We start from the raw sequence: 24,226 nt of genomic DNA, 5'->3' as shown, positions 1-24,226 counted from the left end.
GGCTCTAAGCCGTTGAAAATTGGCGATATCGAGGTCGCCACCCCGGTCTTCCTGGCGCCGATGTCGGGGGTCACCGACTCGCCCGTCCGCCGGCTCGCCGCCGAGCTCGGGGCCGGTCTGGTCGTGTCCGAAATGACCGCCAGCGATGAGCTCGCGAACGGCCACAAGATGTCTCGGTTGCGCTGCGAACCGACCGGGATCGGGCCTCATGTGGTCCAGCTCGCCGGCTGCGAGGCGCATTGGATGGCCGAAGGGGCCCGGATCGCGGAAGCCGGAGGCGCCGACATCATCGACATCAACATGGGCTGTCCGGCCCGGCACGTCACCGGCGGCCAGTCCGGCTCCGCCCTGATGCGCGATCTCGACCATGCCGTCAGCCTGATCGATGCGACGATCGCGGCGGTGAAGGTGCCGGTGACGCTGAAGATGCGGCTCGGCTGGGACGATCACACCCGCAATGCGCCGGAATTGGCGCGGCGTGCGGAAGCCGCCGGCATCAAGCTCGTCACCGTGCACGGCCGCACCCGCTGCCAGTTCTACAAGGGCGAGGCCGATTGGGATGCGATCCGCGCGGTGCGCGAAGCGATCTCCATTCCGCTCGTCGTCAACGGCGACATCACCACTTACGAGAAGGCGCTCGCGGCTTTGGAGGCCTCCGGCGCCGATGCCGTGATGATCGGCCGCGGCGCGCAGGGGCAGCCCTGGTTGCCCGGCGAGATCGGCCGCCGCCTGAAGGGCGGGGCGATCGAAGCCGCGCCGTCGCTCGAGACGCAGCTGCATTATGTCCGCACGCTCTATGAGGGCGTCTGCGCGCTCTACGGCCTGCGCATCGGCCTCCGGCACGCGCGAAAACATCTCGGCTGGGCGCTCGACGTTGCGGCCGATGTGAGCCGTGCGCCGGCCGAGAAGCTCAAAGCCTGGCGTCAGAAGATCCTCACCTCCGAGGATCCGCGCCTCGTCCACCAGTCCCTGCAAGATGCCTTCGACGACTTCGCATGGAGCGCTGCTGCATGAGCTTAGCCGCTGACCATCGCCGGCCGCTTCCGTCCGAGAGCGATGCGATCCTGGATGCGCTGCCCAATCCCGTGCTCATGATCGGGCCGGACGGCAAGATCGTCGCCGCCAACATCGCGACCGAAGCCTTCTTCGACATCTCGACGCAGTTCCTGAAACGGCAGTCGCTGAAAGAGCTGGTGCCGTTCGGCAGCCCGTTGCTGGCGCTGATCGACCAGGTTCGCTCGTCCAACTCGCCGGTCAACGAATACAAGGTCGATCTGGGCACGCCACGCATGGGGGGCGACCGCCAGGTCGATCTGCATGTCGCTCCGCTGACGGAGCGGCCCGGCCATATCGTGGTGATGCTCCAGGAGCGCTCCATCGCCGACAAGATGGACCGCCAGCTCACCCATCGCAGCGCCGCGCGCTCGGTGATCGCGCTGGCCGCCATGCTGGCGCATGAGATCAAGAATCCGCTCTCCGGCATCCGCGGCGCGGCGCAGCTGCTGGAGCAGCAGGCCTCGTCCGAGGACCGCATGCTGACGCGGCTGATCTGCGACGAGGCCGACCGCATCGTGACGCTGGTCGACCGCATGGAGGTGTTCGGCGACGAGCGCCCCGTGGTGCGCGGTCCCGTCAACATCCATTCCGTGCTCGATCACGTGAAGCGACTGGCGCAGTCGGGCTTTGCCCGCAACATCCGCTTCATCGAGGATTATGATCCCTCGCTGCCGCCGGTCCTGGCGAACCAGGATCAGCTCATCCAGGTGTTCCTCAACCTCGTGAAGAACGCCGCCGAAGCGCTGATCGACGTCCCCGACGCCGAGATCCAGCTCACCACTGCGTTCCGTCCCGGCGTGCGCCTGTCAGTCCCCGGTCAAAAATCCCGTGTATCCCTGCCGCTCGAGTTCTGCGTGAAGGACAACGGACCAGGCGTGCCGGACGATCTTCTGCCCAACCTGTTCGATCCCTTCGTGACCACCAAGCAGACCGGCTCGGGTCTTGGCCTGGCGCTCGTCGCAAAGATCATCGGAGATCACGGGGGCATCATCGAATGCGAGTCTCAGCCGCGCAAGACCACCTTCCGCGTGCTGATGCCGATGTATTCCACATCGGTCAAACATGCCGATCAAAGCAGCCGCGACGGCTCTGCCGGGAAGTCGTCGTCTGCGTCACAGGGGGCGAAATGAGGATTAACGATGCCCGCAGGTAGCATTCTCGTTGCGGATGACGACACCGCCATTCGCACAGTTCTCAATCAGGCACTGTCCCGCGCCGGCTATGAGGTCAGGCTCACCGGCAATGCCGCAACGCTGTGGCGCTGGGTCAGCCAGGGGGAGGGCGATCTCGTCATCACCGACGTGGTGATGCCCGACGAGAACGCCTTCGACCTGCTGCCGCGGATCAAGAAGATGCGGCCCAATCTGCCCGTCATCGTCATGAGCGCGCAGAACACGTTCATGACCGCGATCCGCGCGTCCGAGCGCGGGGCGTACGAATATCTGCCAAAGCCCTTCGACCTGAAGGAGCTGATCGCCATCGTCGGCCGCGCGCTGGCCGAGCCGAAGGAACGGGTCTCGACGCCGGACGAAGACGCCGAGATGGAGGCGATCCCGCTGGTCGGCCGCTCGCCGGCGATGCAAGAAATCTACCGCGTGCTGGCGCGCCTGATGCAGACCGACCTCACCGTGATGATCACGGGCGAGTCCGGCACAGGCAAGGAGCTGGTGGCGCGCGCGCTGCACGATTACGGCAAGCGCCGCAACGGCCCGTTCGTCGCGGTCAACATGGCGGCGATCCCGCGTGACCTCATCGAGTCCGAACTGTTCGGCCACGAGCGCGGCGCCTTCACCGGCGCCAACACCCGCGCCTCGGGCCGGTTCGAGCAGGCCGAGGGCGGCACGCTGTTCCTGGACGAGATCGGCGACATGCCGATGGAGGCGCAGACCCGCCTGCTGCGCGTGCTCCAGCAGGGCGAATACACCACCGTCGGCGGCCGCACCCCGATCAAGACCGACGTGCGGATCGTCGCGGCGTCCAACAAGGACCTGCGCGTCCTGATCCAGCAGGGCTTGTTCCGCGAGGATTTGTTCTTCCGCCTCAACGTCGTGCCGCTGCGGCTGCCCCCCTTGCGCGAGCGCATCGAAGACCTGCCGGACCTCGTGCGGCACTTCTTCACGCTGGCCGAGAAGGACGGCCTGCCGCCCAAGAAGCTCGATGCGCTGGCGCTGGAGCGGATGAAGCAGCACCGCTGGCCCGGCAACGTGCGCGAGCTCGAGAACCTCGCCCGGCGCCTCGCCGCGCTCTACCCGCAGGACGTGATCACCGGATCCGTCATCGACGGCGAGCTGGCGCCCCCCACGGTCAGCCCCGGTGCCGCGGTCCAGCAGGGCGTCGACAATCTCGGCGGCGCCGTGGAGGCCTATCTGTCCTCGCACTTCCAGGGCTTCCCGAACGGCGTGCCGCCGCCGGGCCTCTATCACCGCATCCTCAAGGAGATCGAGGTGCCGCTGCTCACGGCCGCGCTCGCCGCCACCCGCGGCAACCAGATCCGCGCAGCCGATTTGCTCGGTCTCAACCGCAACACGCTGCGGAAGAAGATCCGGGACCTCGATATCCAGGTGTATCGGAGCGGGGGCTAGTCTTCCCGAACGGACGGTGGCTCAGCTCCCCCTACCAAAGCGGAGCTGAGCCTGTCCGGATCGCGCTGGCCGTTGTGGCTGGCGCGGTGAGCAAAAGTCCGAATCAGGCCGAAACGTTCCGTTGGAACGTATGAATTGTTATTCGACCGCAGGGCGCTGCGTCGTGCTCATCTGATCAGCCGCCCCGAGACCGGCTGGGCGCTGGCGACATTCGCCAGCGGCTGCTGCACCCCGAGACCGTTGACCAAGAGGTCGGCGGCTACGATCAGCAGCAGCACGGCCGATACCATCATCGCGAGAAAGAACCTGTCCATGGCGGTCAAGCCGCAGGGGCGGGAAGCCGTTCCCGCAAGGGAGGTTTGCCAGAACAGCGGCCTGTGGATGCGCCGGTCCGTCGCGGCCAGGGCGCCGCGGAATTGTCGCAATTCGGCAACAATGTGGTACGAATACATCAGTATCCGCCCGCCGCGGACCCCGTTTTCAGCACCATTGCCGGAATGATCAGCGCAGATACCTCGGCCGCACACTTCGACACGGCCCCAGCGGAAGAGCCCCGGCGTTGGTCGGTGCGGCGCTGGCTGGCGCCCCTTGCCGTGGCGATGGCGCTGCTCTCGGCCCTCCTGACCTTCCTGGTCCTGACCGGTCTCACGAGGATCGAGCCGACGCCGGAGGTGGTCCGCTCGTTCTATCTGATCAATGCGGCCACGATCCTGCTGCTGGTCGGCATCATCGTCCGCGAGCTCTGGCAGCTGATCCTGGCACGTCGGCGGGGCCGGGCGGCGGCGCGCCTCCATGTCCAGATCGTCAGCCTGTTCTCGATCGTGGCGGTGCTGCCGGCGGTGCTGGTCGCCGTCGTCGCCAACGTCACCATCGAGCGCGGCCTCGACCGGCTGTTCTCCGGCCCGACCAAGGAGGTGATCCAGAATTCGCTGACGATCGCGCGGGCCTACATGCAGGACCACGCGCAGCTGATCCGCGGCGACATTCTCGGCATGGCCAACGACATCGCCCACGCCCGGCCGCTCTACGACCAGGACCGCCGCTCGTTCCGCGAGCTGCTGACCGCCAGCGCCGGCTCCCGCAACCTGCCGGGCGCGATGATCATCGACAAGAACACCAATATCCTGGAGTCGGCCGACACCGGCATGCGGCTCGCCTATTCGCCCCCGGCGCCGGACTTCCTCAGCAACGTCAACGAATCCGAGCCCGAGATCGCGGTGCTGCCGGATGCGAGCTTCGTCGCCGCGGTGATCCGCCTGCGCGCCTTCAGCGACACCTTCCTCTATGTCGCGCGGCCTCTTGATCCGAATGTTGTTCAACAGCTCAAGCAGACCGAGGTCAGCGTCGCCGAATACGCCCAGATCGAGTCGCGCCGGCTCGGGATCCAGGTCGCCTTCGCGCTGATGTTCGCAGTGATCGCGCTGACCATCCTGATGGCCTCGGTGCTGATCGGCCTCAACTTCGCCAACTCGCTGGTGGCCCCGATCCGGCGGCTGATGAACGCCGCCCACACGGTCTCGACCGGCGACCTCCATGTGAAGGTGCCCGTGCATCAGTCGGAAGGCGACCTCGCCCAGCTGGGTGAGACCTTCAACAAGATGACGCAGGAATTGCGCAGCCAGCGCGACGAGCTCGTCAACGCCAGCGATCTCATCGACAGCCGCCGCCGCTTCATCGAGGCCGTGCTCTCGTCCGCAAGCGCCGGCATCATCGGCGTCGACAATTCGGGCAGCGTCGGCATCCTCAACCGCTCCGCCGAGAAGCTGATCGGGCACTCCGAAGCCGAGACGCTCGGCCATCCGCTCTCCGACGTGCTGCCCGAGCTCGAGGAGATGATGAAGACGGCGCGGGAAGGGACCCAGCGCCTGGTGCAGGGCCAGATCACGATCACGCGCGACGGCACCGAGCGCAACCTGTCGGTCCGCGTCAGCGCCGAGAAGACCAGCCAGCCGCACGACAGCTACATCATCACGCTCGACGACATCACCGAGCTGGTCTCGGCGCAGCGCACCTCGGCCTGGGGCGACGTCGCGCGCCGCATCGCGCATGAAATCAAGAATCCGCTGACGCCGATCCAGCTCTCGGCCGAGCGCATCCGCCGCAAGTTCGGCAAGGACATCACCGAGACCAAGGACAAGCAGATCTTCGAGCAGTGCACCGACACCATCGTGCGCCAGGTCGACGATATCCGCCGCATGGTCGACGAGTTCTCGCGTTTCGCGCGGATGCCCAAGCCGGTGATGGAGGGCGAGGACGTCGCCGACACCGTTCGGCAGGCGGTGTTCCTGATGAAGGTCGCCCATCCCGAGATCGATATCGAGGCCGAATTCAAGGAAGATCCGCTGCGCGCCCAGTTCGACCGGCGGCTGATCTCGCAGGCGGTCACCAACATCGTCAAGAACGCGACCGAGGCGATCGAGCAGGTCCCGCCGGAGGAGCTCGGCAAGGATTACGGCAAGGGCCGCATCGACGTCGTGGTCTCGCGCGAGGGCGAGGACGTCCTGGTCGACGTCATCGACAACGGCATCGGCCTGCCCAAGGTCGCGCGCTCGCGGCTCCTCGAGCCTTATGTGACGACACGGGCCAAGGGCACCGGCCTTGGCCTGGCGATCGTCGGCCGCGTGCTCGAAGACCATGGCGGGCGTATCGAGCTGAAGGACGCTTCCGATTTCCGCGAGGGCCAGCGCGGCGCGTGGATGCGGATGCGTTTTGCGATCTCCGGTGCCCCCGCGAAGAGCGAGGGGACCATGCAGGCATCGTCGGCCGCAAACGCGGTCACGGGCATCGCAACGCCGCCCGAAACAAAGCAGCCGGCCGCCGAAACCAAAGAGCCGGCTGAAAAGACCAATGATTCAACGAAGATCGAAGCCTCAACAGGCATCTGACAAGACAGGCGCGAACCATGGCAAGTGAAATTCTGATTGTCGATGATGAGGCCGATATTCGCGATCTCGTTGCGGGCATTCTCGAAGACGAGGGCTTCGTGACCCGGACCGCCCGCGACAGCGATACGGCGCTCGCCGAGATCGCCAATCGCAGGCCGCATCTGGTGTTTCTCGACATCTGGCTCCAGGGCTCCAAGCTCGACGGCTTGCAGCTGCTGGAGCAGGTCAAGAAGGACAATGCCGATCTGCCGGTCGTGATGATCTCCGGCCACGGCAACATCGAGACCGCGGTCGCCGCGATCAAGCGCGGCGCCTACGACTTCATCGAGAAGCCGTTCAAGGCCGACCGGCTGATCCTGGTCGCGAACAGAGCGCTCGAGAACTCGCGGCTCAAGCGCGAGGTCAAGGAGCTGAAGCAGCTCGCGCCGAGCGCAAGCTCGCTCGTCGGCCGCTCGCCGAGCATGAACCAGCTGCGCCAGACCATCGACCGCGCGGCCAAGGCCAACAGCCGCATCCTGATCGTCGGCCCGGCCGGCGCCGGCAAGGAGCTGACCGCGCGCACGCTGCATACGGCCTCGGGCCGTGCCGACGGTCCGTTCGTCGTGATCAACGCCGCCGCGATCACGCCGGAGCGCATGGAGCACGAGATGTTCGGTGTCGAGCAATCCAACGGCGAGCAGGCGCGCAAGCCCGGCGCGCTCGAGGAAGCCCATGGCGGCACGCTGTTCATCGACGAGATCGCGGACATGCCGCGCGAGACCCAGAACAAGATTTTGCGCGTGCTGGTCGAGCAGTCATTCCAGCGCGTCGGCGGCACCGCCAAGGTGCAGGTCGACGTCCGCATCATCTCCTCCACCGCGCGAAATCTCGAGGAGGAGATCGCGGCCGGCCATTTCCGCGAAGACCTCTATCATCGGCTCTCGGTGGTGCCGATCCGCGTGCCCGCGCTCTCGGAGCGGCGCGAGGACATTCCGGAATTGATCGACTATTTCATGGATCAGATCTCGGCCGGTAGCGGCCTGCCCAAGCGGCAGATCGGGCAGGACGCGATGGCGGTGCTGCAATCGCATGTCTGGCCCGGCAATGTGCGCCAGCTCCGCAATAACGTTGAGAGAGTCATGATTCTGGCCGCGGGTGGACCGGAGGTGATCATCACCGCCGACATGCTGCCGCAGGACGTCGGCTCGATGGTGCCGGCGATGCCGACCAGCAACAATGGCGAGCACATCATGGGGCTGCCGCTGCGCGAAGCGCGCGAAGTGTTCGAGCGCGACTATTTGATTGCACAGATCAGCCGTTTTTCAGGAAATATTTCTCGCACGGCTGAGTTTGTTGGCATGGAACGTTCGGCGTTGCACCGGAAGCTGAAGGCGCTCGGTGTCGGCTGACACCGCGACGTCGCGGCCGCACCTCAGGGATTCGCGAGGAAAATCATCGATTTCCGTAGTTTTTCGGGGCAATTGGGCGTGGCCTGCCGCGTGAAGCGGCTTGCCTAATAACCCGTCCTGTCCTCTAATTGAACCGCTGTTCCTCCGAGGGGGATCTCATGAGGAATAGCAACCGGAAGAGGCCCCGAATGTCACAAAGAGGGCCGCAACCGGCGCAATAAAAAGAAACTCAAAGCGAGAAAAAAACAATGGCGGCAGACCGCGCACAAAACCTACAGGACACCTTCCTCAATCACGTTCGCAAAACCAAGACGCCACTGACGATCTTTCTGGTCAACGGAGTGAAGCTCCAGGGCATCGTGACCTGGTTCGACAATTTCTGTTTGCTGCTTCGGCGCGACGGTCACTCGCAGCTTGTCTACAAGCATGCGATCTCGACCATCATGCCGGGCGCTCCGATCCAGTTGTTCGAAGGCGGCGAGGATCAGCCGGCTTGAGAGTGACCTGATTGGAACCCCGGAATTTCGACGGGGAGGCCGACCGTCCGCGGTCGGCAGGGGCGAAGCAGACGGGGCGGGTGCTTGTCATCGGCCCCTACTTGCGTGTGCGCGCGGGCGGTGCCGATGCGCAATCGGAAAGCCATGTTCAGCGTGACGCGGAGGCCCGGCTCGATGAGGCCGCCGGCCTCGCGCGCGCGATCGACCTCGTCATTGCCGATGCCATCATCGCGCCGATCAGCCAGATCCGCCCCGCGACCTATATCGGCAAGGGCAAGGTCGAGGAGATCGCCGCGCTGGCCAAGAGCCTCGACGTCGAGCTCGTGGTGATGGATTGCGCGCTGGCGCCGATCCAGCAGCGCAATCTCGAGAAGGAGTTGCACGCCAAGGTGCTCGACCGCACCGGGCTCATCCTGGAAATCTTCGGCCGCCGCGCCAAGACCAAGGAAGGCTCGCTCCAGGTCGAGCTTGCGCATCTCAACTACCAGCGCTCGCGCCTCGTTCGCTCCTGGACCCATCTGGAACGCCAGCGCGGCGGTTTCGGTTTCATGGGCGGTCCCGGCGAGACCCAGATCGAGGCCGACCGCCGCCTGATCCAGGAGCGCATCTCGAAACTCGAGGGCGAGCTGAAGAAGGTGCAGGCGACGCGGCGGCTGCATCGTGCCGGCCGCCAGCGCGTGCCGTATCGCGTGGTTGCGCTGGTCGGCTACACCAATGCCGGCAAGTCGACACTGTTCAACCGCCTGACCCGCGCCGACGTTCAGGCCGCCGACATGCTGTTCGCCACACTCGATCCGACGCTACGCGCGCTCACTTTGCCGCATGGCGGCAAGGCGATGCTGTCCGACACCGTCGGCTTCATCTCCAACCTGCCGACCCAGCTCGTCGCCGCTTTCCGTGCCACGCTGGAAGAGGTGCTGGAGGCCGACGTCATCCTGCATGTGCGCGACATCTCGCACGAGGATGCCGAGGCCCAGCAGAGCGACGTCGACGCCGTGCTGCGCCAGCTCGGCATCAATCCTGACGATAGCGGCCGCATCATCGAGGTCTGGAACAAGATCGACCGTTACGACACCGAGCAACGCGAAGAGCTTCTGAATATCGCAGCGCGCAGACCGGAAGATCATCCGGCGATGCTGGTCTCAGCCGTGTCAGGCGAGGGCGTCGACGCGCTGCTCGCCGCGATCGAGGAACGGCTCGCCGCAAAGCGCACCACGCTCGATCTCTCCATCGACGCCGCCGACGGCGCCGGCATCAGCTGGCTGCACAGGAATTCCGAGGTGCTGGTGAAGGAGCTGCACGACGGCCGCTTCGACATGACCGTACGGGTGGACGAGACCAAGCGGGATATCGTGGTGAACCGGTTCGATGCCGTGCCGCGCGTGGCGTGATCCGAAGGGCGCGGTGCGCCCGACAGGCTTGCGTGCGATATCGGCCATATCCGCGTTTCTGGGTTCAGACGCGTAACGCTAGAATGGAATGGTCAGGCCCGGAGTTTTCGCCTGCGCCTTGGTATAGGCGACGCCGTGGACCTTGATCCCACGCTCATCCAGCAACGAAATGATGCCGCCCTGGTTCGACAATTCCATCGGCTTCTGCACGACGACGGCGAGCGTGCCCCCGGCTGCGATCTTCCCTGACAGGGCCATCTTGTTCTTCTGCTTGTCGGCCAGCATCCAGCCGGTGAGATCGATGTCGCGATCGGCCGTATTAAGCAGCGTGACGACTTCCCGCTCGGGCGTCTTCACGGCGTTGACGAGTGCAGCAATGATGCGCACGAGTCCGTCAGGCATTTGCCCGGTCGGAGGAGCGGTCGGATCTGGCGGCTGTGTCGGCGTGCCGAGATCGATGGGGTCACCGGTCTTGTCGTCGGTGTGCCAGGCCTGCGTCTGGAATTTGAGGAAGACCGCCGTCCATAGCTTCTGATCCGGGAATTCGAACACCAGCCCGCCGTCTTGCCACGGCCCGTTGTCGCCCGAGAACCTTCCGATCGGATTTCCCTGATTCATATGGATGTCGTGGATGCCGCGACCCGGCCGGAAGCCGAAATAATTGTCCGCCTTGGTTTCCGGCCCCCATGTCTCACCGAATGCGTACACCATCGCGCTTTCGTTCGAGAGCGCGCGCTGGACGAACTGGTCGAGCTTCTCGTTGAGGTCATTGTCCGGTCCGGGCACGGACAGCGGCAGAGGGATCATCTCCTGCGGCTGCATCAGATTGCCGCGAATGAAGTCCAGCGCGATGCTGGCCGGCTTCGGCGGCTGCGGGTGCAGGCCCTCCGGCAGCACCGCGAGATGGTCGGTGATCGGATGGACGAAGTGCGATCGCACCAGGAACTCGACTTCGCTTCCGTCGCCTGACTGCACATTCACGGCGATGCGGAAATCCGCGTTGTCGGCCACGACATGGACTTGATAGTGTGGCGACTGGCCGGTGCCGAAACGCATCGCGATCGGGCGTCCCTTGAGGACCGAATAGTGCTTTAGCGGCATCGCACTCACCTGACGTGGGGTTTCGGCTGCGCGGGCTCCGTTGCTCAACTTTAGACTGCTTGTCGTGACGGTTTCATGGCTTGACTGCGATCCGCCATGACCGCCTCGCTGCATTCGGGAAAAGATGCTGACCTATATCTCCTTCGCGACCGCGTCGATCCTTGCGGGTACGCCTATGGAGAATGCCGCAACGCTAGCGACGGGCCTGCGAGCGAGTCTCTGATAGCGGTTTCGCCTCACTCTTCGCCGCGTTCCACAGCGCGTCCATCTCCGCCAGCGACGCCTGCTCCAGCGTCCGCCCCTGCGCCTCGAGCGCGCGCTCGATGAAGGCGAAGCGCCGCTCGAACTTTGCATTCGTCGCGCGTAGCGCGGCCTCCGGATCGGCATCGACGTGGCGGGCGAGGTTGACGAGCGCGAACATCAAGTCGCCAGTCTCTTCCGCCAGCCCCTCGCTGTCGTTGCGGTCGAGCGCCGCCTCGATCTCGTCGGCTTCTTCGCGGATTTTCGCCAGCACCGCGCGCGGGTCGTTCCAGTCGAAGCCGACGGTGGAGGCCTTGCGCTGGAGCTCCATCGCGCGCGTCAGCGCGGGCTGGCCGGCCTTGACGCCCGAGAGCAACGACTTGTGCGTCGGCGTTTCCTCCGGCGGTCTGCGCGCCGCACGTTCGGCTTTCTCCTCGGCCTTGATGCGGTCCCAGACCTCCTTGACGTGGGAGGCGGCGAGGTTGCCGTCCTTGTCGGCGAAGACGTGGGGGTGACGCCGGATCATCTTGCGGGTGATGGCCTCGACGACGTCGCCAAAGCCAAAGGCATTCTGTTCTGAAGCCATCTGGGCGTGGAACACGACCTGGAGCAGGAGGTCGCCGAGCTCCTCTCTGAGATCGTCGAGATCGCCGCGGCTGATCGCCTCGACCACCTCATAGGCTTCCTCGATCGTGTAGGGCGCGATCGTCGCAAAATCCTGCTCGAGGTCCCAGGGGCAGCCGGTCACCGGCGTGCGCAGCGCCGCCATGATCTCGATCAGGCGGGAAATGTCACGGGAAGGGGTCATTGCGCGGCAGTCTCCTGGCTCCAAAGCCTTATGCCAAAACCAGCCCGCCGTTCCCAGCGCGGCGCGGCGGAACAGGCCGATTTCCACCGATTGGCGGCAGATTGGCGAGGTGCTAAAGCGCGGGCCATGAGTGACGCATTTTCATCACAAACCGCGCTGGTGCTGTTTTCCGGCGGGCAGGACTCCACCACCTGCCTCGCCTGGGCGCTGAGCCGCTTTGCGCGCGTGGAGACGCTGGGTTTCGAGTATGGCCAGCGCCATGCCATCGAGCTTGCCTGCCGCGACCGGCTGTTCGACGGCATCAAGGGCCTGCGCGCAGACTGGGCCGCAAGGCTCGGCGAGAGCCACACGCTGTCGATCCCGACGTTGGCGGCCGTGTCCGAGACAGCGCTGACGCGCGACGTCGCCATCGCGATGGGCGCCGACGGCCTGCCGAACACGTTCGTGCCCGGCCGCAATCTGGTGTTCCTGACCTTCGCCGCGGCGCTGGCCTACCGGCGCGGCATCACCCACATCGTCGGCGGCATGTGCGAGACCGATTATTCCGGCTATCCCGATTGCCGCGACGACACCATCCGCGCCATGCAGGCCGCGCTCTCGCTCGGCATGGCCAGGCAATTCGAGCTGCATACGCCGCTGATGTGGATCGACAAGGCGGCGACGTGGCAGCTCGCCCACGACCTCGGCGGCGCAGGACTGGTCGATCTCATCCGCGAGCATTCGCACACCTGCTATCTCGGCGAACGCGGCGCGCAGCATGAGTGGGGATACGGATGCGGCGAGTGCCCGGCGTGCAGTTTGCGGGCGAAGGGATGGCGGGAGTTTGCGGCGGGACGCTGAGGCCAGATATTCGGTGTCATCACCCGCGAAAGCGGGTGATCCAGTATCCCAGAGACCGTGCTTGAGTCGAGAGGCCGCGGCGTACTGGATTCCCCGCTTTCGCGGGGAATGACAGCGGAGGGCTTGGCACGAGCGTGCCTCCTACCGAACTACCGAAAATCTTCTTCCCGCAGCTCGATCGGCTTGCCGTGCGGCGTGCGGTCGGCGGCGTGATCCCAGGCGTCGCGGTAGCGGTGCAGCGTCTCCATCGATGCGACGCCTTTGCGCGCGACGAGTCCCTCCAGCGTGGCGAGCCAATGCATGTAGTAAGTCTCGCCCGTGTCGGGGTCACCGGCGGCCTGCGCGCGCTTGATCTCGGAGGCCAAGGCTGCGGCCCATTCCGGCCAGGTGAACACGCCGCGCTCGTGCAGCGTCAGCGCCATCGCAAACGCATGCGCTTCCCAGGGCGCGCGGAACACCGGGCCGTCGTCATCGCGCGGAATGCTCGGAATGGCCGCCGTCGCGGCGGCCGCAGCCGGGCTGCTCATCACGCCGGGTCCAGATAGGGTTCGAAGGCGTCGATCGACACCTTCAAGGTCGGATCACCGTCCGCGCCCCAGAGGTCGCGGCCCTCGAAGACGACCGTGTAAAGCCATTGCGGATTTTCGCCGAGCTCCATCGCCGCCGAATCCGGAAACACGTGGCAGCCATGGTTCAGCTCGACGACGCCGACATGGCCGCGCACATAACGCGGCAGCCGTGTGTGCGTGGCCGGATGAATGTTCCTGGCGCGGACGCGATCGCCGATGTTGAATTTTGCCGGGGTTGGAGCAGGGCGGCCGAACTTGCCGCGCACCATGACGCGCTCGACATTGGCGAGGTCGAACTTGCCGTGCTTGAGCGCCTTTGCAGGCTGCATCGCGTGCCCGGCGGCGACCTCATCGCGGGTGAGATAGCCCTTCTCGACCAGCATCTCCTCGAGCCCGAGAAACCATTTCTTGTAGTAGGAGCTCGAAAGATAGACGTGCGGCGGCAGCGTCTCGCGATAGAAGCGCGAGGTGTCGATGTTGAAGGCGCCCGCCGCGCCCATCGCGCGCACCATGGCGAGAACACGCGATTCCCACTCCTCGTGAAACATCGGCTCGTTCGGCTCGGCCTCGACCTTGCCAAAACCGTCCATGCCGCCCATGTCGTGGACGCCATTCATGACGGCGCTCCAGGCGTTTTGGGAAAGCCGGTGCCGATCATGGAATCGCGCGTGACGAGCTCGGCGAGCTGTTCCTCGCTCCAGCCTTCGGTGCCCGCGGGGCGCATCGGCAGCACCAGGAAGCGGGTCTCGGCGGTGGAATCCCAAACTCGGATTTCCATGTCCTTCGGCAGCGCGACGTCGAAATCGGCGAGCACGCCGCGCGGGTCCTTCACCGCGCGCGAACGATAGGGCGCTGCCTTGTACCAGACCGGCGGCAGCCCCAGCATTTCCCAGGGGTAGCAGGAGCACAGCGTGCACACGACCATGTTGTGCCGCTGCGACGTGTTCTCGACCACGACGAGATGGTCGCCGACGCGGCTGACATGGCCGAGCGTGCCGATGGCCTTCGAGCCGTCCTCCAGCAGCGCCTTTTTGAACGCCGGATCGGTCCAGGCCTTGGCGACGACGCGCGCGCCGTTGTGGGGTCCGATCCTGGTCTCATAGGCCTGGATGATGGCGTCGAGCGCGGCCGGCTCGACATAGCCTTTTTCGGTCAGGATCGTCTCGAGTGCGCGCACGCGCAGCTCGGTCTCCGACAACTCGGAATGGTCGTGATGATGGTCGTGATCGTGGCTCATGGCGCAAAGATAGGCGCAATGGTCCCTGCCTGTCGAGTATGCGCTGGGGCGCAACCGGGTCCCATATTCGTGAGGCCAGATGTAGGCTAGCCTCGCAGCGAAGCGGATAGGGAGACATTGGTGACGGACTTCGTGAAGATCGAGAAGGGGCTCGGACCGGAGGGGCGGATTGCGGTGGTGCGGTTCGACCGCGGCGACGGCATCAACGCGCTCTCGCCGGAGGCGCTGCGCCAGCTCACCGCGGCCGCGCGCAGCTTCGAGGATGATGCCGCAACGTCCGTTGTGGTTCTGACGGGCAGCACCAGCGCCTTCAGCGCCGGCTTCGACTTGAAAGACGCCGAAGGGCGCTCGCGCAAGGACATGGATCTCGGCACGCTGCGGCGGCATCTCAAGCTCGGGCCGCGTCTGACCCATGCCTGGCAGGAGATGGAGCAGATCACGATCGCGGCCATTGAGGGTTTTTGCGTCGGCGGCGGCGTCGCGCTGGCCGTGGCGCTCGACTTCCGCGTGATGGGGCGCAATGCGCATCTGCGCGTGCCCGAGATCGGGCTCGGCATGAACATGAGCTGGCAGAGCATCCCGCGCATGCTGCATCTGATCGGGCCGGCCCGCACCAAGCAGGCGGTGATCCTGGCCGACCAGCGCATCAGCGCTGATGAGGCCTATGAATGGGGCCTGGTGGAACAGGTGACCGATCCCGGCCATGCGTTCGATGCCGCCATGGAGCTTGCCCGGAAGGTCGCCGTGCAGCCGCCGCTCTCGGTCGCCATGACCAAGCTGACCGTCAACCGGCTCGCGCATGCGCTGGACGATCTCGCTAGCCATATGGACGTCGACCAGTTCGCGCTGGCGAGTCTCACCGAAGACCACAAGGAGGGCGTCGAGGCGTTCCTGACCCGTCGCAAGCCGCGCTTCAAGGGGCGGTAGAACGTGAAGCCAGGCCATTGATCGCGCCGCGGACAGTCCGTATACGCCGCGCTAGGACAAAAACGGCTCGGCCAACGGGCGGTACAATGCGACGACAATCGAGGGGGGAGGGCCGATGGCCGCTAGCTCGCAGACGCCTCAGGCAAAAGGGTTTAGCTGGAAGCTGATCGCGCCGCTCGTGGTGTGGCTGGCCATCTATCTGTGGCCGGTGCCGACCGGCCTCAATGCCAATCAGTGGCACTATTTTGCCGTGTTCGCGGCCGTCATCACCGGACTCATCCTGGAATCGATGCCGGTCGGCGCGGTCGGGTTCATCGGACTGACGGTCGCGGGCGTCGCCGGCTATATCGATCCCGATCCCGGCAAATCGCTGCGCTGGATGCTGGCAGGATTTGCCGAGAGCACGGTGTGGCTGATCGTCGGCGCCTTCGTATTCTCGATCGGTTATCGCAAGAGCCAGCTCGGCCGCCGCATCGCACTGGTGCTGGTGCAGAAGCTCGGCCGCAACACACTCGGGCTCGGCTACGCCGTGGCGATGTCGGACTTCCTGCTCGCGCCGGCGACGCCATCCAACACCGCGCGCAGTGGCGGCATCGTCTATCCCATCATCAGCAACATCCCGCGCATCTACGGCTCCGAGCCCGGACCGACCGCCGGCAAGATCGGCACTTATGTGATGTGGACGGCGTTTGCGGCAACCGCGATTACCAGCTCGCTGTTCTTCACCGCGCTCGCGCCCAATGCGGCCGCGCTTGCGATCGCCAAGAAGACCGCCGGCGTCGAGGTGAGCTGGGCGCAGTGGTTCATCGGCTTTGCGCCGCTGGGCATCCTCCTGATGATCCTCGTGCCGCTGCTCAGCTATGTGGTCTGCCGTCCCGAGGTGAAGCGCAGCCCGGAAATCGCCGAATGGGCGGCCAACGAGCTCAGCACGATGGGCCCGATGTCGCGCAACGAGTGGATCATGCTGGCTCTGATCATCCTCGCGATGTTCCTTTGGATCGCGGGCTCGAGCCCGGACATCCACGTTCCCGGGATCGGCTCGAACTTCGTCAACGCCACCACCGTCGTGTTCATCGTGATCTCGCTGATGCTGGTGACCGGCGTGATCGAGTTCGCCGACATCGTCAGCGAGAAGAGCGCCTGGGAGGTCTTCTTCTATTTCACCTCGCTCTTGACGCTCGCCTCAGGGCTCAACGAAATCGGCTTCATCAAATGGTTCGCGACCGAATACGCAAAACCGCTCGCGGGGCTGTCGCCGTCGACCGCGATGATCCTTCTGGTCGCGCTGTTCTTCTGGATCCACTATTTCTTTTCGAGCATCACCTCGCATGCCGCCGCCGTGCTCCCGGTCGTGCTCGCGGTTGGCTCCGGCATCCCCGGCCTGCCGGTCACGACGCTCGCCATGCTCTGCATGTATTCGCTCGGCCTGATGGGCGTGATCTCGCCTTACGCGACGGGACCCGCGCCGATGTATTTCGGCAGCGGCTATATCGGGAAGGGCCAGTTCTGGGGCTTTGGGCTGCTGTTCGGGCTGCTCTATTTCGCCGGACTGCTGCTGATCGTGCTGCCCTGGTTGCAGATCAGCTGAGCGGGGCCGGAAGCTCATACCCCCGGCAGACGAATTTTCTTCGCCGGGGTGGGATTAGGGAAACTTCGTCCAACTCCCCGCAAATATCTGACATTGCAAGAAAGACCTGAAAAGGTGATGGTGCGTGCTGCAGTGCAGCGCGTTCCACCCGAGCCCTCACCGCGATTTCACTCTCCGTCGCTCGACGCGACCCGGTTCCCGAATGCCCCAGGGGCAACAGGAACCGTTGTGCATGAAGGCCGCCTCCATGAACGCCCACCAATCGCTCGCGATCGGACAGAAGATCGACAGGCTTGAAGCGATTTCACCGGCCGCCCGGAACGCTGACGCGATGGTCCGTTTCGAGGGCGTCTCGAAGATCTATCCGGCCTATCGCGGCAAGCCCGGCGTCAACGCGCTGCAAGACATCGACTTCGCGATTGCGCGCGGCTCGATCACCGGCGTCATCGGCCGCTCCGGCGCCGGCAAGTCGAGCCTGGTCCGGCTGATCAACGGGCTTGAGAAGCCGACCACGGGCCGCGTGATCGTCGATGACAGCGATATCTCGGTGCTGGCAGGGCGCGAATTGCGGCTGGCGCAACGCTCGATCGGGATGATCTTCCAGCATTTCAACCTGCTGTCGTCGCGCACGGCGGCCGACAACATCGCGCTGCCGCTCGAGATCGCCGGCTGGGCCAAGGCCGACATCAAGGCCCGCGTCGCCGACTTGCTGGCGCTGGTCGGCATCGCCGACAAGCACGACCGCTATCCTTCCGAACTCTCGGGTGGCCAGAAGCAGCGCGTCGGCATTGCCCGTGCGCTGGCGACGCGGCCGAGCGTGCTGCTGTCGGACGAGGCGACCTCGGCGCTCGACCCGCAGACCACGCGCGCGATCCTCGATCTGCTCGCCAACATCAACCGCGAGCTCGGGGTGACCATCGTACTGATCACCCACGAAATGTCCGTGGTGCGGCAGCTCGCCAAGGAAGTCGTGGTGCTCGACGCCGGCCATGTCGTCGAGAGCGGCCATGTCGCCGACATCTTCACTCATCCCAAGCATCCGATCACGCAGTCCTTCCTCGCGGAAGTCATCGGCGACAGCCTGCCGGTCTCGCTGGCAAGCCGGATCGTCTCGGAGCCGACTGCCGGCGGACAGGCCGTGATCCGCGTCCAGGTGCGCGGGGCAGGGGCCGGCGACACGGTGGTAGCGCGGCTCGCCCGCGAGCTCGGCCTCGACATGGCGCTGCTGTCGGCCCGCATCGACGAGATCGGCGGCCAGCATGTGGGCTCACTGACACTCGGTATTCCGGGTGGCGAGGACGCGGTGACGCGCACGCTCGCCTGGCTCTCTCAATATCAACTCTCGGCGGAGCGTCTCGGCTATGTCGCCTGAACTCATCAACTTGATCATCCAGGCGACCGGCGAAAGCCTGTATATGGTCGGAATCGCGGCGCTGCTCGGCACCGCCTTCGGCCTGCCGCTCGGCGTCTTCCTTGCGACCAGCCGAAAAAGGGAGCTGTTCGCGGCTCCCGCAATCAATCGCGTGCTCGGCATCGTCGTCAATGCGACGCGCTCCACGCCCTTCATCATCCTGGTTGTCGCGATCATCCCGTTCACCCGGCTGATTGCCGGCACCTCGATCGGCTCGACCGCCGCAATCGTGCCGCTGGTCATCGCGTCGACGCCGTTCATCGCGCGCCTCGTTGAAGCTGCAATTCGTGAGGTCGATGGCGGCCTGATCGAGACTGCGTCGTCGTTCGGGGCCTCGCCGATCCAGATCGTGCTCAAGGTGCTGATCCCCGAAGCGCTGCCGGGACTGCTGCTGGCACTGACGCTCGCCGTGGTCAGCCTGCTCGGCTACTCCGCCATGGTCGGCGCCGTCGGCGGCGGCGGGCTCGGCGATCTCGGCATCCGCTACGGCTATCAGCGTTTCATGCCGGAGATGATGCTCGCCGTCGTCGTCGTGCTGATCGCGCTGGTGCAGCTGGTCCAGAGCGCGGGCGATTATCTCGCACGCCGGGTCAACCGCCGGCTACGGCAGCGCTGATACAGGTCAGGCCGCTAGCCTCGCGCGCCGCAGCGTCTCCGAGGGCAGTTCGGAGAAGTGGCGCTTGTAGTCGAGTGAGAACTGGCTGAAGTGCCAGAAGCCGTATTGCACGGCGACGTCGTAAACCGAGGTTTCGGCGCCGCCGGCGCGCTTCAGATCCCGGCGCACCCGGTTTAGCCGCATCGCGCGCCAATAGTGCATCGGGCTCGTACCCACGACTTCCTGGAAGCAATAGCCGAGCTTGCGCGGGCTCGCACCGACCGCCTTGCAGACCTCCAGCAGCGACAGCGAGCGATCGCCGCTGCCATGCATCAGCTCGCGGGCGCGATCCACGGTGCGCTTGCGCGCCGCTGCGCTGCGGCCGGGATCGCTGGGCTGGCCCGTCGGCAGCATGTCCATGATCTCGACGAGGAGGGCGTCCTCCAGCGCCTGCCGCGCGGCCGGATCGTCGAACCGTTCGGGTGCGGCCGTGATGGTCTCGTGAATGGCGGCGAGATGGGCGCGCAGCCGCGCGACCGGCGCCTCCGCCATCTCAATCACCCGCAACTGGTGCCAGACCGCGCGCGGCAATTCGATATCGAGCCGGGCCGCAAGCTCCGCGATCAGCGCCACGCTGGCGACGACACCGCGCAGCTCGAAGGCCTTCGGCGTACACATGTCAATCTCGGCGTCGATGCTGGCGATGACCTGGGAGCCCGCAACACTGGCGCCATTGCAATTGACCTCGCCGCCGCCGTGCCAGGGCAGGCCGATGCCAAAGCTGTCGGCACCGAGCTGGCCGTATTGGCGCACCTGCTGGCTGGTGATCTCACGGAAGACTTCGAGGCGGGGCAAAGAGAGTTGCGTGAAGCTGCCGCGGAAGGCGCCGGCGCTGATCTGGTCGTAGCTCAGCCGCCAGCGACCGAGCGCGGAGCAATGCTCGTCGACGTCGGTACTGCTCGCCTGAAACAGGTTTGCAGCCGAGTCTTGAATCGGAAGAGTTGCGCTTAAGCCCATGACAGCATGTCGAAATTTTGTAGCCCAGAGCTAGCAAAAACCACGCCAGACTGACACGGCCATGGCCGCTGTCCAGCAAAATATTGCCGGATCTCGATAACGCCCGATGCGGCCCGTGTGCAGTCTCTCCCTTGCCGATCCGACATCGCAGTCGGGATGGCCTTGCGGAGGATCGAGATGCGACCGACGGACATCATGCGCGGCAGCCCGCCTGCACCCGAGGCCCAGGTGACGCGCGGCAACTGGCGCAGCTTTCCCGCCATCCGCTGGGGCTTCACCCACACCCGCGAAGTGCTGCCGACCGCGGAAGTCCGCCGCTCGGCCCGTCCGTCGCCGATGCCGAGCTCGCCGCGCGAACTCACAAAACTCGCGTTCAGGGCGCCGGACGGCAAGCCGACCACGATCGAGGCAACGCTGCGCGAGACCTTTTCCGATGTGCTGCTCGTGATGCACCGGGGCACGCTGATTCACGAATGGTACGGCGACGGCATGAGCGCGACCACGCCGCATCTGATCTGCTCCATCAGCAAGTCGATCGCCGGCACGCTCGGCGGCGTGCTGGCCGAGCGCGGCCTGCTCGATCCCGAGGCGAGGGTGGTGCGCTACGTGCCGGAGCTGGAGAATTCGGTCTATGGCAGCTGTACCGTCCGCAACGTCCTCGACATGGCGGTCGCGATCAAGTTCGAGGAGGACTACGAGGATCCGGCCGGCGACGTCGCACGCTATCGTTTCTCCTCGGGCTGGGACGTGCCGCCGCCGGGCGTCGAGGCCGGGCATCAGCGCGCCTATCTCACCACGCTGCGCGGAACGGGAAAGCCGCATGGCAAGGTGTTCCACTACGTCTCGACCAACACGGAAGTGCTCGGCTGGGTCTATGAGCGCGCCTGCGGCATGCCTTACCATCGCATCCTCTCCGATTATCTCTGGCAGCCGATGGGCGCCGAGGAGGATGGCTCCCTCACTCTCGACAGCCACGGCATGGGCCGCATCGCCGGCGGGCTTTCCGTCACCGCGCGCGATCTGCTGCGCTTCGGCGAAATGATCCGCTGCCGCGGCGTGGTCGAGGGACGGCAGGTGGTGCCGGGCTGGTGGATCGACGACATCCACGAGAACGGCGATCCGCAGGCGTGGACCGACGGCGATCTCGCCGACATCTTCCCGGGCGCCCGCTACCGCAGCAAATGGTACACGATCGATCCCTCGCGGAACGATCTCGCGGGGATCGGCATCCACGGCCAGTGGCTATATATCGACGCAGCCACCGACACCGTCATCGTCAAGCTCGCGACGCAGCCGAAGGCGATGGACGTTCCGCTCGACCACCGCTGGCTCGCCGCCTTCCGCGCCATCACCGCGCATCTCGCCCCGCGCTGATTTCTGGTCATCATCATGCTCGATACCGTCAAAGCCAAATCACCGATTCAAGCGGCAGCACCTCATCCGCTCGATCCTCTGACAGCCGAAGAGATCACGGCCACCTGCACGCTGGTTCGTGCCGCCGCGACCTCGCCGGAGAACTGCCGCTTCCCGACCGTGCGGCTGGAGGAGCCGACCAAGCAGGAATTGGCCGCGGGCGGAGCAGGGCGCCGCGCCTTCGCATTGACGCTCGACGTGACGACGGGCGAGGCGATCGAGCACATCGTCGATCTCGCGCGCAATGAGATCCTCGCGCGCAAGGTCATTCCGAACCGCGAGGCGCCCTATGGGCAGCCGCCGGTGATGCTGGAAGAATTCTTCAAGTGCGAGGCCGTGGTGAAGGCCGATCCAGGCTGGCGCGCTGCGATGCACCGGCGCGGGTTGACCGACAAGGATATAGAGCTGGTCCAGGTTGATCCGTTCTCCTCGGGCTTCTTCGATTTCGAGTACGAGCGCGGCGCCCGCATCGTCCGTGCCGTCAGTTTTTTCCGCGAGCACATTCAGGATAACGGCTACGCCCATCCGATCGAGGGCGTGGTGGCCGTGGTCGACCTGATCGGTGGCAAGGTCATCGACCTCACAGACGCTGATCCGATCGTGCCGATCCCGCGCAAGAAGCGGAACTACGGCGCGCATGAAGTCAAAAACCCGCGCACCGACATCAAGCCGCTGCATATCGAGCAGCCGGAGGGCGCGAGTTTCAAGGTCGATGGCTGGAAGGTCGATTGGCAGAAATGGAGTTTTCGCGTCGGCTTCACGCCGCGCGAGGGCTTGGTGCTGCACCAGCTCGCCTACCAGGACGGCGTACGCAAGCGCTCGCTGATCCATCGCGCCAGCGTCACCGAGATGGTGGTGCCCTATGCCGATCCGACCGCCAACCATTTCTGGAAGTCGGCGTTCGATGCCGGCGAATACGGGCTCGGCATGCTCGCCAACGCGCTCGAGCTCGGCTGCGACTGCCTCGGCAACATCCATTATTTCGACGTGCCGGCCGCCGACAACAAGGGCGCGCCTTTCGTGATGCAGAACGCTATCTGCATGCATGAAGAGGACTACGGAATTGCCTGGAAACACTACGAATTCCGCAACGGGCTGTTCGAAGTCCGCCGCTCGCGGCGCCTCGTCATCTCGTTCTTCGCCACCGTCGGCAATTACGATTATGGCTTCTACTGGTACCTGTACCAGGACGGCACGATCCAGCTCGAGACCAAGCTCACCGGCATCATCCAGACCGCCGCCGTGCCATCCGGCGAGACGTACAAATGGGGCGGCATGGTCGACGACAATCTCGGCGGGCCGACGCACCAGCATTTCTTCAACGTGCGCCTGCACATGGACCTCGATGGCGGCGGCAATACCGTCACGCAGCACGATTTCGTGCCGAGGCCCTGGGGCGCGGATAATCCGCACGGCAACGCATTTGATACGACCACGCGCGTGCTATCGCGCGAGCGCGACGCGGCGGCGATCGCCAACGGTGAGACCGGACGGTTCTGGAAGATCAGCAATCCGAACGAGACCAACTCCGTCGGCAACGCGCCGGCCTACAAGCTGGTCGTCAATCCGAGCCCGCTGATGCTGGCGCAGGAGGGCAGCTACGTACGCAAGCGCGGCGGCTTTGCGACGAAGCACGTCTGGGTCACCGCTTTCGACAAGGACGAGAAATACGCCAGCGGCGATTATCCCAATGTCCATGCCGGCGGCGACGGCCTGCCGCGCTACGCCGCGCAGAACCGCAACATCGAGAATACTGATCTCGTGGTGTGGCACTCCTTCGGCCACACTCATGTCTGCAAGCCCGAGGATTTTCCGATCATGCCGGTCGAATATGCCGGCTTCATGCTGAAGCCGACCGGATTCTTTCCGGCCAATGCCGCCGGCGACATTCCGCCGGAGCGCAACAGCCGCAGCGTGCTGGCGGGCGACCCGACGGATGCTGCCGCCGGCGCGTGCTGCCACGCGGGTAAAGCTTAGACTCGTCGCGCGGCACAACGTTCGCAGCAGGCCGACCAGCGCTGGTTCGCTGGTCGCATGCGCTCGCGGTCGAATTGTCAGGGGAGTATTGCTGCCCCTTTCGAAGGGCCCGCGGCGCGACGGCTGGCCGCAGGTCGAAAGATCGCTTCCAATTCCTTTCGGGAGTGATACCATCCTAAAGTTGTATTTCTTTAGGAGATTTCCCATGACCCATGCACTCAATCTCACGCTGCCGATCAAGCAGGATGCCGAGACCCTGGCAAAGCTGCGGAACCTCGAGGCGATCTTCACTGATAAGGTTCAGCCCGCCATCGCGGCGGCGTTGAAGCAGTCCAGGATCGTTCATTTCGCACGGGTCGTCGTCATCGACGACAAGTACATCCAAGTCATCACCGAGTATGAGGGAACGCACCAGGAATACACGGAGTTTTTCCGACGAGCGCTCACTCCGATATTTGCCGAGATATTTTCCCTGGCAGATACGACTGGCCTGGACATCAACGATCCCAATGCGTTCTTCGAATTCTCGAAGAAACACAACGCACGTTCGCTGGGCACGGCCACCGACGGCTCAACCGACATCAGTGGTAACACATCCGGCTGGCTGTTCTCGGCTTACGACGGCATGACGGTCGCAAACATTCTGGCAAAGCTCGGGAAATAGCTTCCAGAGCGGATTTGCGCTTTCGGGATAGGCCGGCTTT

22 protein-coding genes are annotated in these 24,226 nt (G+C 65.0%); 15 read left to right on the top strand and 7 right to left on the bottom strand.

Annotated elements, in window-relative coordinates:
* Window positions 1-12 precede the first annotated feature (12 nt).
* From dusB to ntrC, 3 genes are read left to right on the top strand one after another with little or no spacing between them, the layout of a single operon-like run.
* Window positions 13-1,014, top strand: coding sequence for a tRNA dihydrouridine synthase DusB (gene dusB, locus OWC48_RS06580; RefSeq protein ID WP_282519584.1), 1,002 nt, complete (start codon window positions 13-15; stop codon window positions 1,012-1,014).
* Window positions 1,011-2,186, top strand: coding sequence for a nitrogen regulation protein NR(II) (locus OWC48_RS06575; RefSeq protein ID WP_282519231.1), 1,176 nt, complete (start codon window positions 1,011-1,013; stop codon window positions 2,184-2,186). The genes dusB and OWC48_RS06575 overlap by 4 nt, the downstream gene beginning before the upstream one ends.
* A 9-nt stretch (window positions 2,187-2,195) precedes the next feature.
* Window positions 2,196-3,638, top strand: coding sequence for a nitrogen regulation protein NR(I) (gene ntrC, locus OWC48_RS06570; protein WP_028147560.1), 1,443 nt, complete (start codon window positions 2,196-2,198; stop codon window positions 3,636-3,638).
* Between the two features lie 167 nt (window positions 3,639-3,805).
* On the opposite strand, the gene OWC48_RS06565 is transcribed toward ntrC, so the two are convergent.
* Window positions 3,806-4,090: a histidine kinase gene (locus OWC48_RS06565; protein ID WP_282519230.1), complete on the bottom strand. Its 285-nt coding sequence runs from the start codon at window positions 4,088-4,090 to the stop codon at window positions 3,806-3,808.
* A 45-nt stretch (window positions 4,091-4,135) separates the two neighbouring features.
* Here OWC48_RS06565 and OWC48_RS06560 point away from each other — a divergent pair, with 45 nt between their 5' ends.
* From OWC48_RS06560 to hflX, 4 genes are all read left to right on the top strand, one after another.
* Complete coding sequence (locus tag OWC48_RS06560) at window positions 4,136-6,523, top strand: PAS domain-containing sensor histidine kinase (protein ID WP_282519229.1); 2,388 nt, start codon at window positions 4,136-4,138, stop codon at window positions 6,521-6,523.
* A gap of 17 nt (window positions 6,524-6,540) precedes the next feature.
* Window positions 6,541-7,911, top strand: a complete 1,371-nt coding sequence (locus OWC48_RS06555) for a sigma-54 dependent transcriptional regulator (RefSeq protein ID WP_282519228.1) — start codon at window positions 6,541-6,543, stop codon at window positions 7,909-7,911.
* Between the two features lie 248 nt (window positions 7,912-8,159).
* On the top strand, window positions 8,160-8,408 hold the full coding sequence (gene hfq / locus OWC48_RS06550) for an RNA chaperone Hfq (protein WP_007591126.1): 249 nt from the start codon (window positions 8,160-8,162) through the stop codon (window positions 8,406-8,408).
* A gap of 11 nt (window positions 8,409-8,419) precedes the next feature.
* Entirely contained in the window at window positions 8,420-9,799 is a 1,380-nt protein-coding gene (gene hflX / locus OWC48_RS06545; RefSeq protein WP_282519227.1) for a GTPase HflX, read from the top strand.
* Between the two features lie 78 nt (window positions 9,800-9,877).
* Here hflX and OWC48_RS06540 read toward each other — a convergent pair whose 3' ends face one another.
* A complete protein-coding gene (locus tag OWC48_RS06540) occupies window positions 9,878-10,900 on the bottom strand; it encodes a DUF2278 family protein (RefSeq protein ID WP_282519226.1) in 1,023 nt (340 codons plus the stop codon).
* Between the two features lie 193 nt (window positions 10,901-11,093).
* Complete coding sequence (gene mazG, locus OWC48_RS06535; protein WP_282519225.1) at window positions 11,094-11,948, bottom strand: nucleoside triphosphate pyrophosphohydrolase; 855 nt, start codon at window positions 11,946-11,948, stop codon at window positions 11,094-11,096.
* Window positions 11,949-12,074: 126 nt separating this feature from the next.
* Between mazG and queC the strand changes: the two genes are divergently transcribed.
* Entirely contained in the window at window positions 12,075-12,788 is a 714-nt protein-coding gene (gene queC / locus OWC48_RS06530; protein ID WP_282519224.1) for a 7-cyano-7-deazaguanine synthase QueC, read from the top strand.
* A 149-nt stretch (window positions 12,789-12,937) separates the two neighbouring features.
* Here queC and OWC48_RS06525 read toward each other — a convergent pair whose 3' ends face one another.
* Genes OWC48_RS06525 through nthA form a run of 3 tightly spaced genes read right to left on the bottom strand, consistent with a single transcriptional unit; the run spans window position 12,938 to window position 14,594 of the window.
* Window positions 12,938-13,315 carry a nitrile hydratase accessory protein gene (locus tag OWC48_RS06525; protein ID WP_282519223.1) on the bottom strand — a complete coding sequence of 126 codons (378 nt, stop codon included), beginning with the start codon at window positions 13,313-13,315 and terminating at the stop codon, window positions 12,938-12,940.
* Window positions 13,315-13,974 carry a nitrile hydratase subunit beta gene (gene nthB / locus OWC48_RS06520; protein ID WP_282519222.1) on the bottom strand — a complete coding sequence of 220 codons (660 nt, stop codon included), beginning with the start codon at window positions 13,972-13,974 and terminating at the stop codon, window positions 13,315-13,317. Before nthB ends, OWC48_RS06525 begins: the two co-directional genes overlap by 1 nt.
* Window positions 13,971-14,594: a nitrile hydratase subunit alpha gene (nthA, locus tag OWC48_RS06515; protein WP_282519221.1), complete on the bottom strand. Its 624-nt coding sequence runs from the start codon at window positions 14,592-14,594 to the stop codon at window positions 13,971-13,973. Before nthA ends, nthB begins: the two co-directional genes overlap by 4 nt.
* A gap of 120 nt (window positions 14,595-14,714) precedes the next feature.
* On the opposite strand from nthA, the gene OWC48_RS06510 reads away from it, so the two are divergent.
* From OWC48_RS06510 to OWC48_RS06495, 4 genes are all read left to right on the top strand, one after another.
* Window positions 14,715-15,521 (top strand): enoyl-CoA hydratase/isomerase family protein, encoded by an 807-nt coding sequence (locus tag OWC48_RS06510; protein ID WP_282519220.1) that lies wholly within the window; start codon window positions 14,715-14,717, stop codon window positions 15,519-15,521.
* Window positions 15,522-15,636: 115 nt separating this feature from the next.
* The gene (locus OWC48_RS06505; RefSeq protein ID WP_282519219.1) at window positions 15,637-17,109 is read left to right on the top strand and encodes a DASS family sodium-coupled anion symporter; all 1,473 of its coding nucleotides are present in this window, start codon (window positions 15,637-15,639) and stop codon (window positions 17,107-17,109) included.
* A gap of 232 nt (window positions 17,110-17,341) precedes the next feature.
* Window positions 17,342-18,481 carry a methionine ABC transporter ATP-binding protein gene (locus OWC48_RS06500; RefSeq protein WP_282519218.1) on the top strand — a complete coding sequence of 380 codons (1,140 nt, stop codon included), beginning with the start codon at window positions 17,342-17,344 and terminating at the stop codon, window positions 18,479-18,481.
* Window positions 18,471-19,136: a methionine ABC transporter permease gene (locus OWC48_RS06495; RefSeq protein ID WP_282519217.1), complete on the top strand. Its 666-nt coding sequence runs from the start codon at window positions 18,471-18,473 to the stop codon at window positions 19,134-19,136. The genes OWC48_RS06500 and OWC48_RS06495 overlap by 11 nt, the downstream gene beginning before the upstream one ends.
* Before the next feature lie 6 nt (window positions 19,137-19,142).
* On the opposite strand, the gene OWC48_RS06490 is transcribed toward OWC48_RS06495, so the two are convergent.
* Window positions 19,143-20,132, bottom strand: a complete 990-nt coding sequence (locus OWC48_RS06490) for a helix-turn-helix domain-containing protein (RefSeq protein WP_282519216.1) — start codon at window positions 20,130-20,132, stop codon at window positions 19,143-19,145.
* 177 nt (window positions 20,133-20,309) lie between these two features.
* Here OWC48_RS06490 and OWC48_RS06485 point away from each other — a divergent pair, with 177 nt between their 5' ends.
* The 3 genes from OWC48_RS06485 (at window position 20,310) to OWC48_RS06475 (ending at window position 24,186) form a co-directional block, all read left to right on the top strand.
* Window positions 20,310-21,506 carry a serine hydrolase gene (locus OWC48_RS06485; RefSeq protein WP_282519215.1) on the top strand — a complete coding sequence of 399 codons (1,197 nt, stop codon included), beginning with the start codon at window positions 20,310-20,312 and terminating at the stop codon, window positions 21,504-21,506.
* Between the two features lie 15 nt (window positions 21,507-21,521).
* The gene (locus OWC48_RS06480) at window positions 21,522-23,522 is read left to right on the top strand and encodes a primary-amine oxidase (RefSeq protein WP_282519214.1); all 2,001 of its coding nucleotides are present in this window, start codon (window positions 21,522-21,524) and stop codon (window positions 23,520-23,522) included.
* Window positions 23,523-23,727: 205 nt separating this feature from the next.
* Entirely contained in the window at window positions 23,728-24,186 is a 459-nt protein-coding gene (locus tag OWC48_RS06475; RefSeq protein WP_282519213.1) for a hypothetical protein, read from the top strand.
* The last annotated feature ends 40 nt before the right edge of the window (window positions 24,187-24,226 follow it).

Source organism: Bradyrhizobium sp. Arg816, assembly GCF_029989365.1.
Lineage (GTDB): Bacteria > Pseudomonadota > Alphaproteobacteria > Rhizobiales > Xanthobacteraceae > Bradyrhizobium.
The sequence above is the reverse complement of the archived record's forward strand: the minus strand, read 5'-3'. Positions and strand labels throughout refer to the sequence as shown.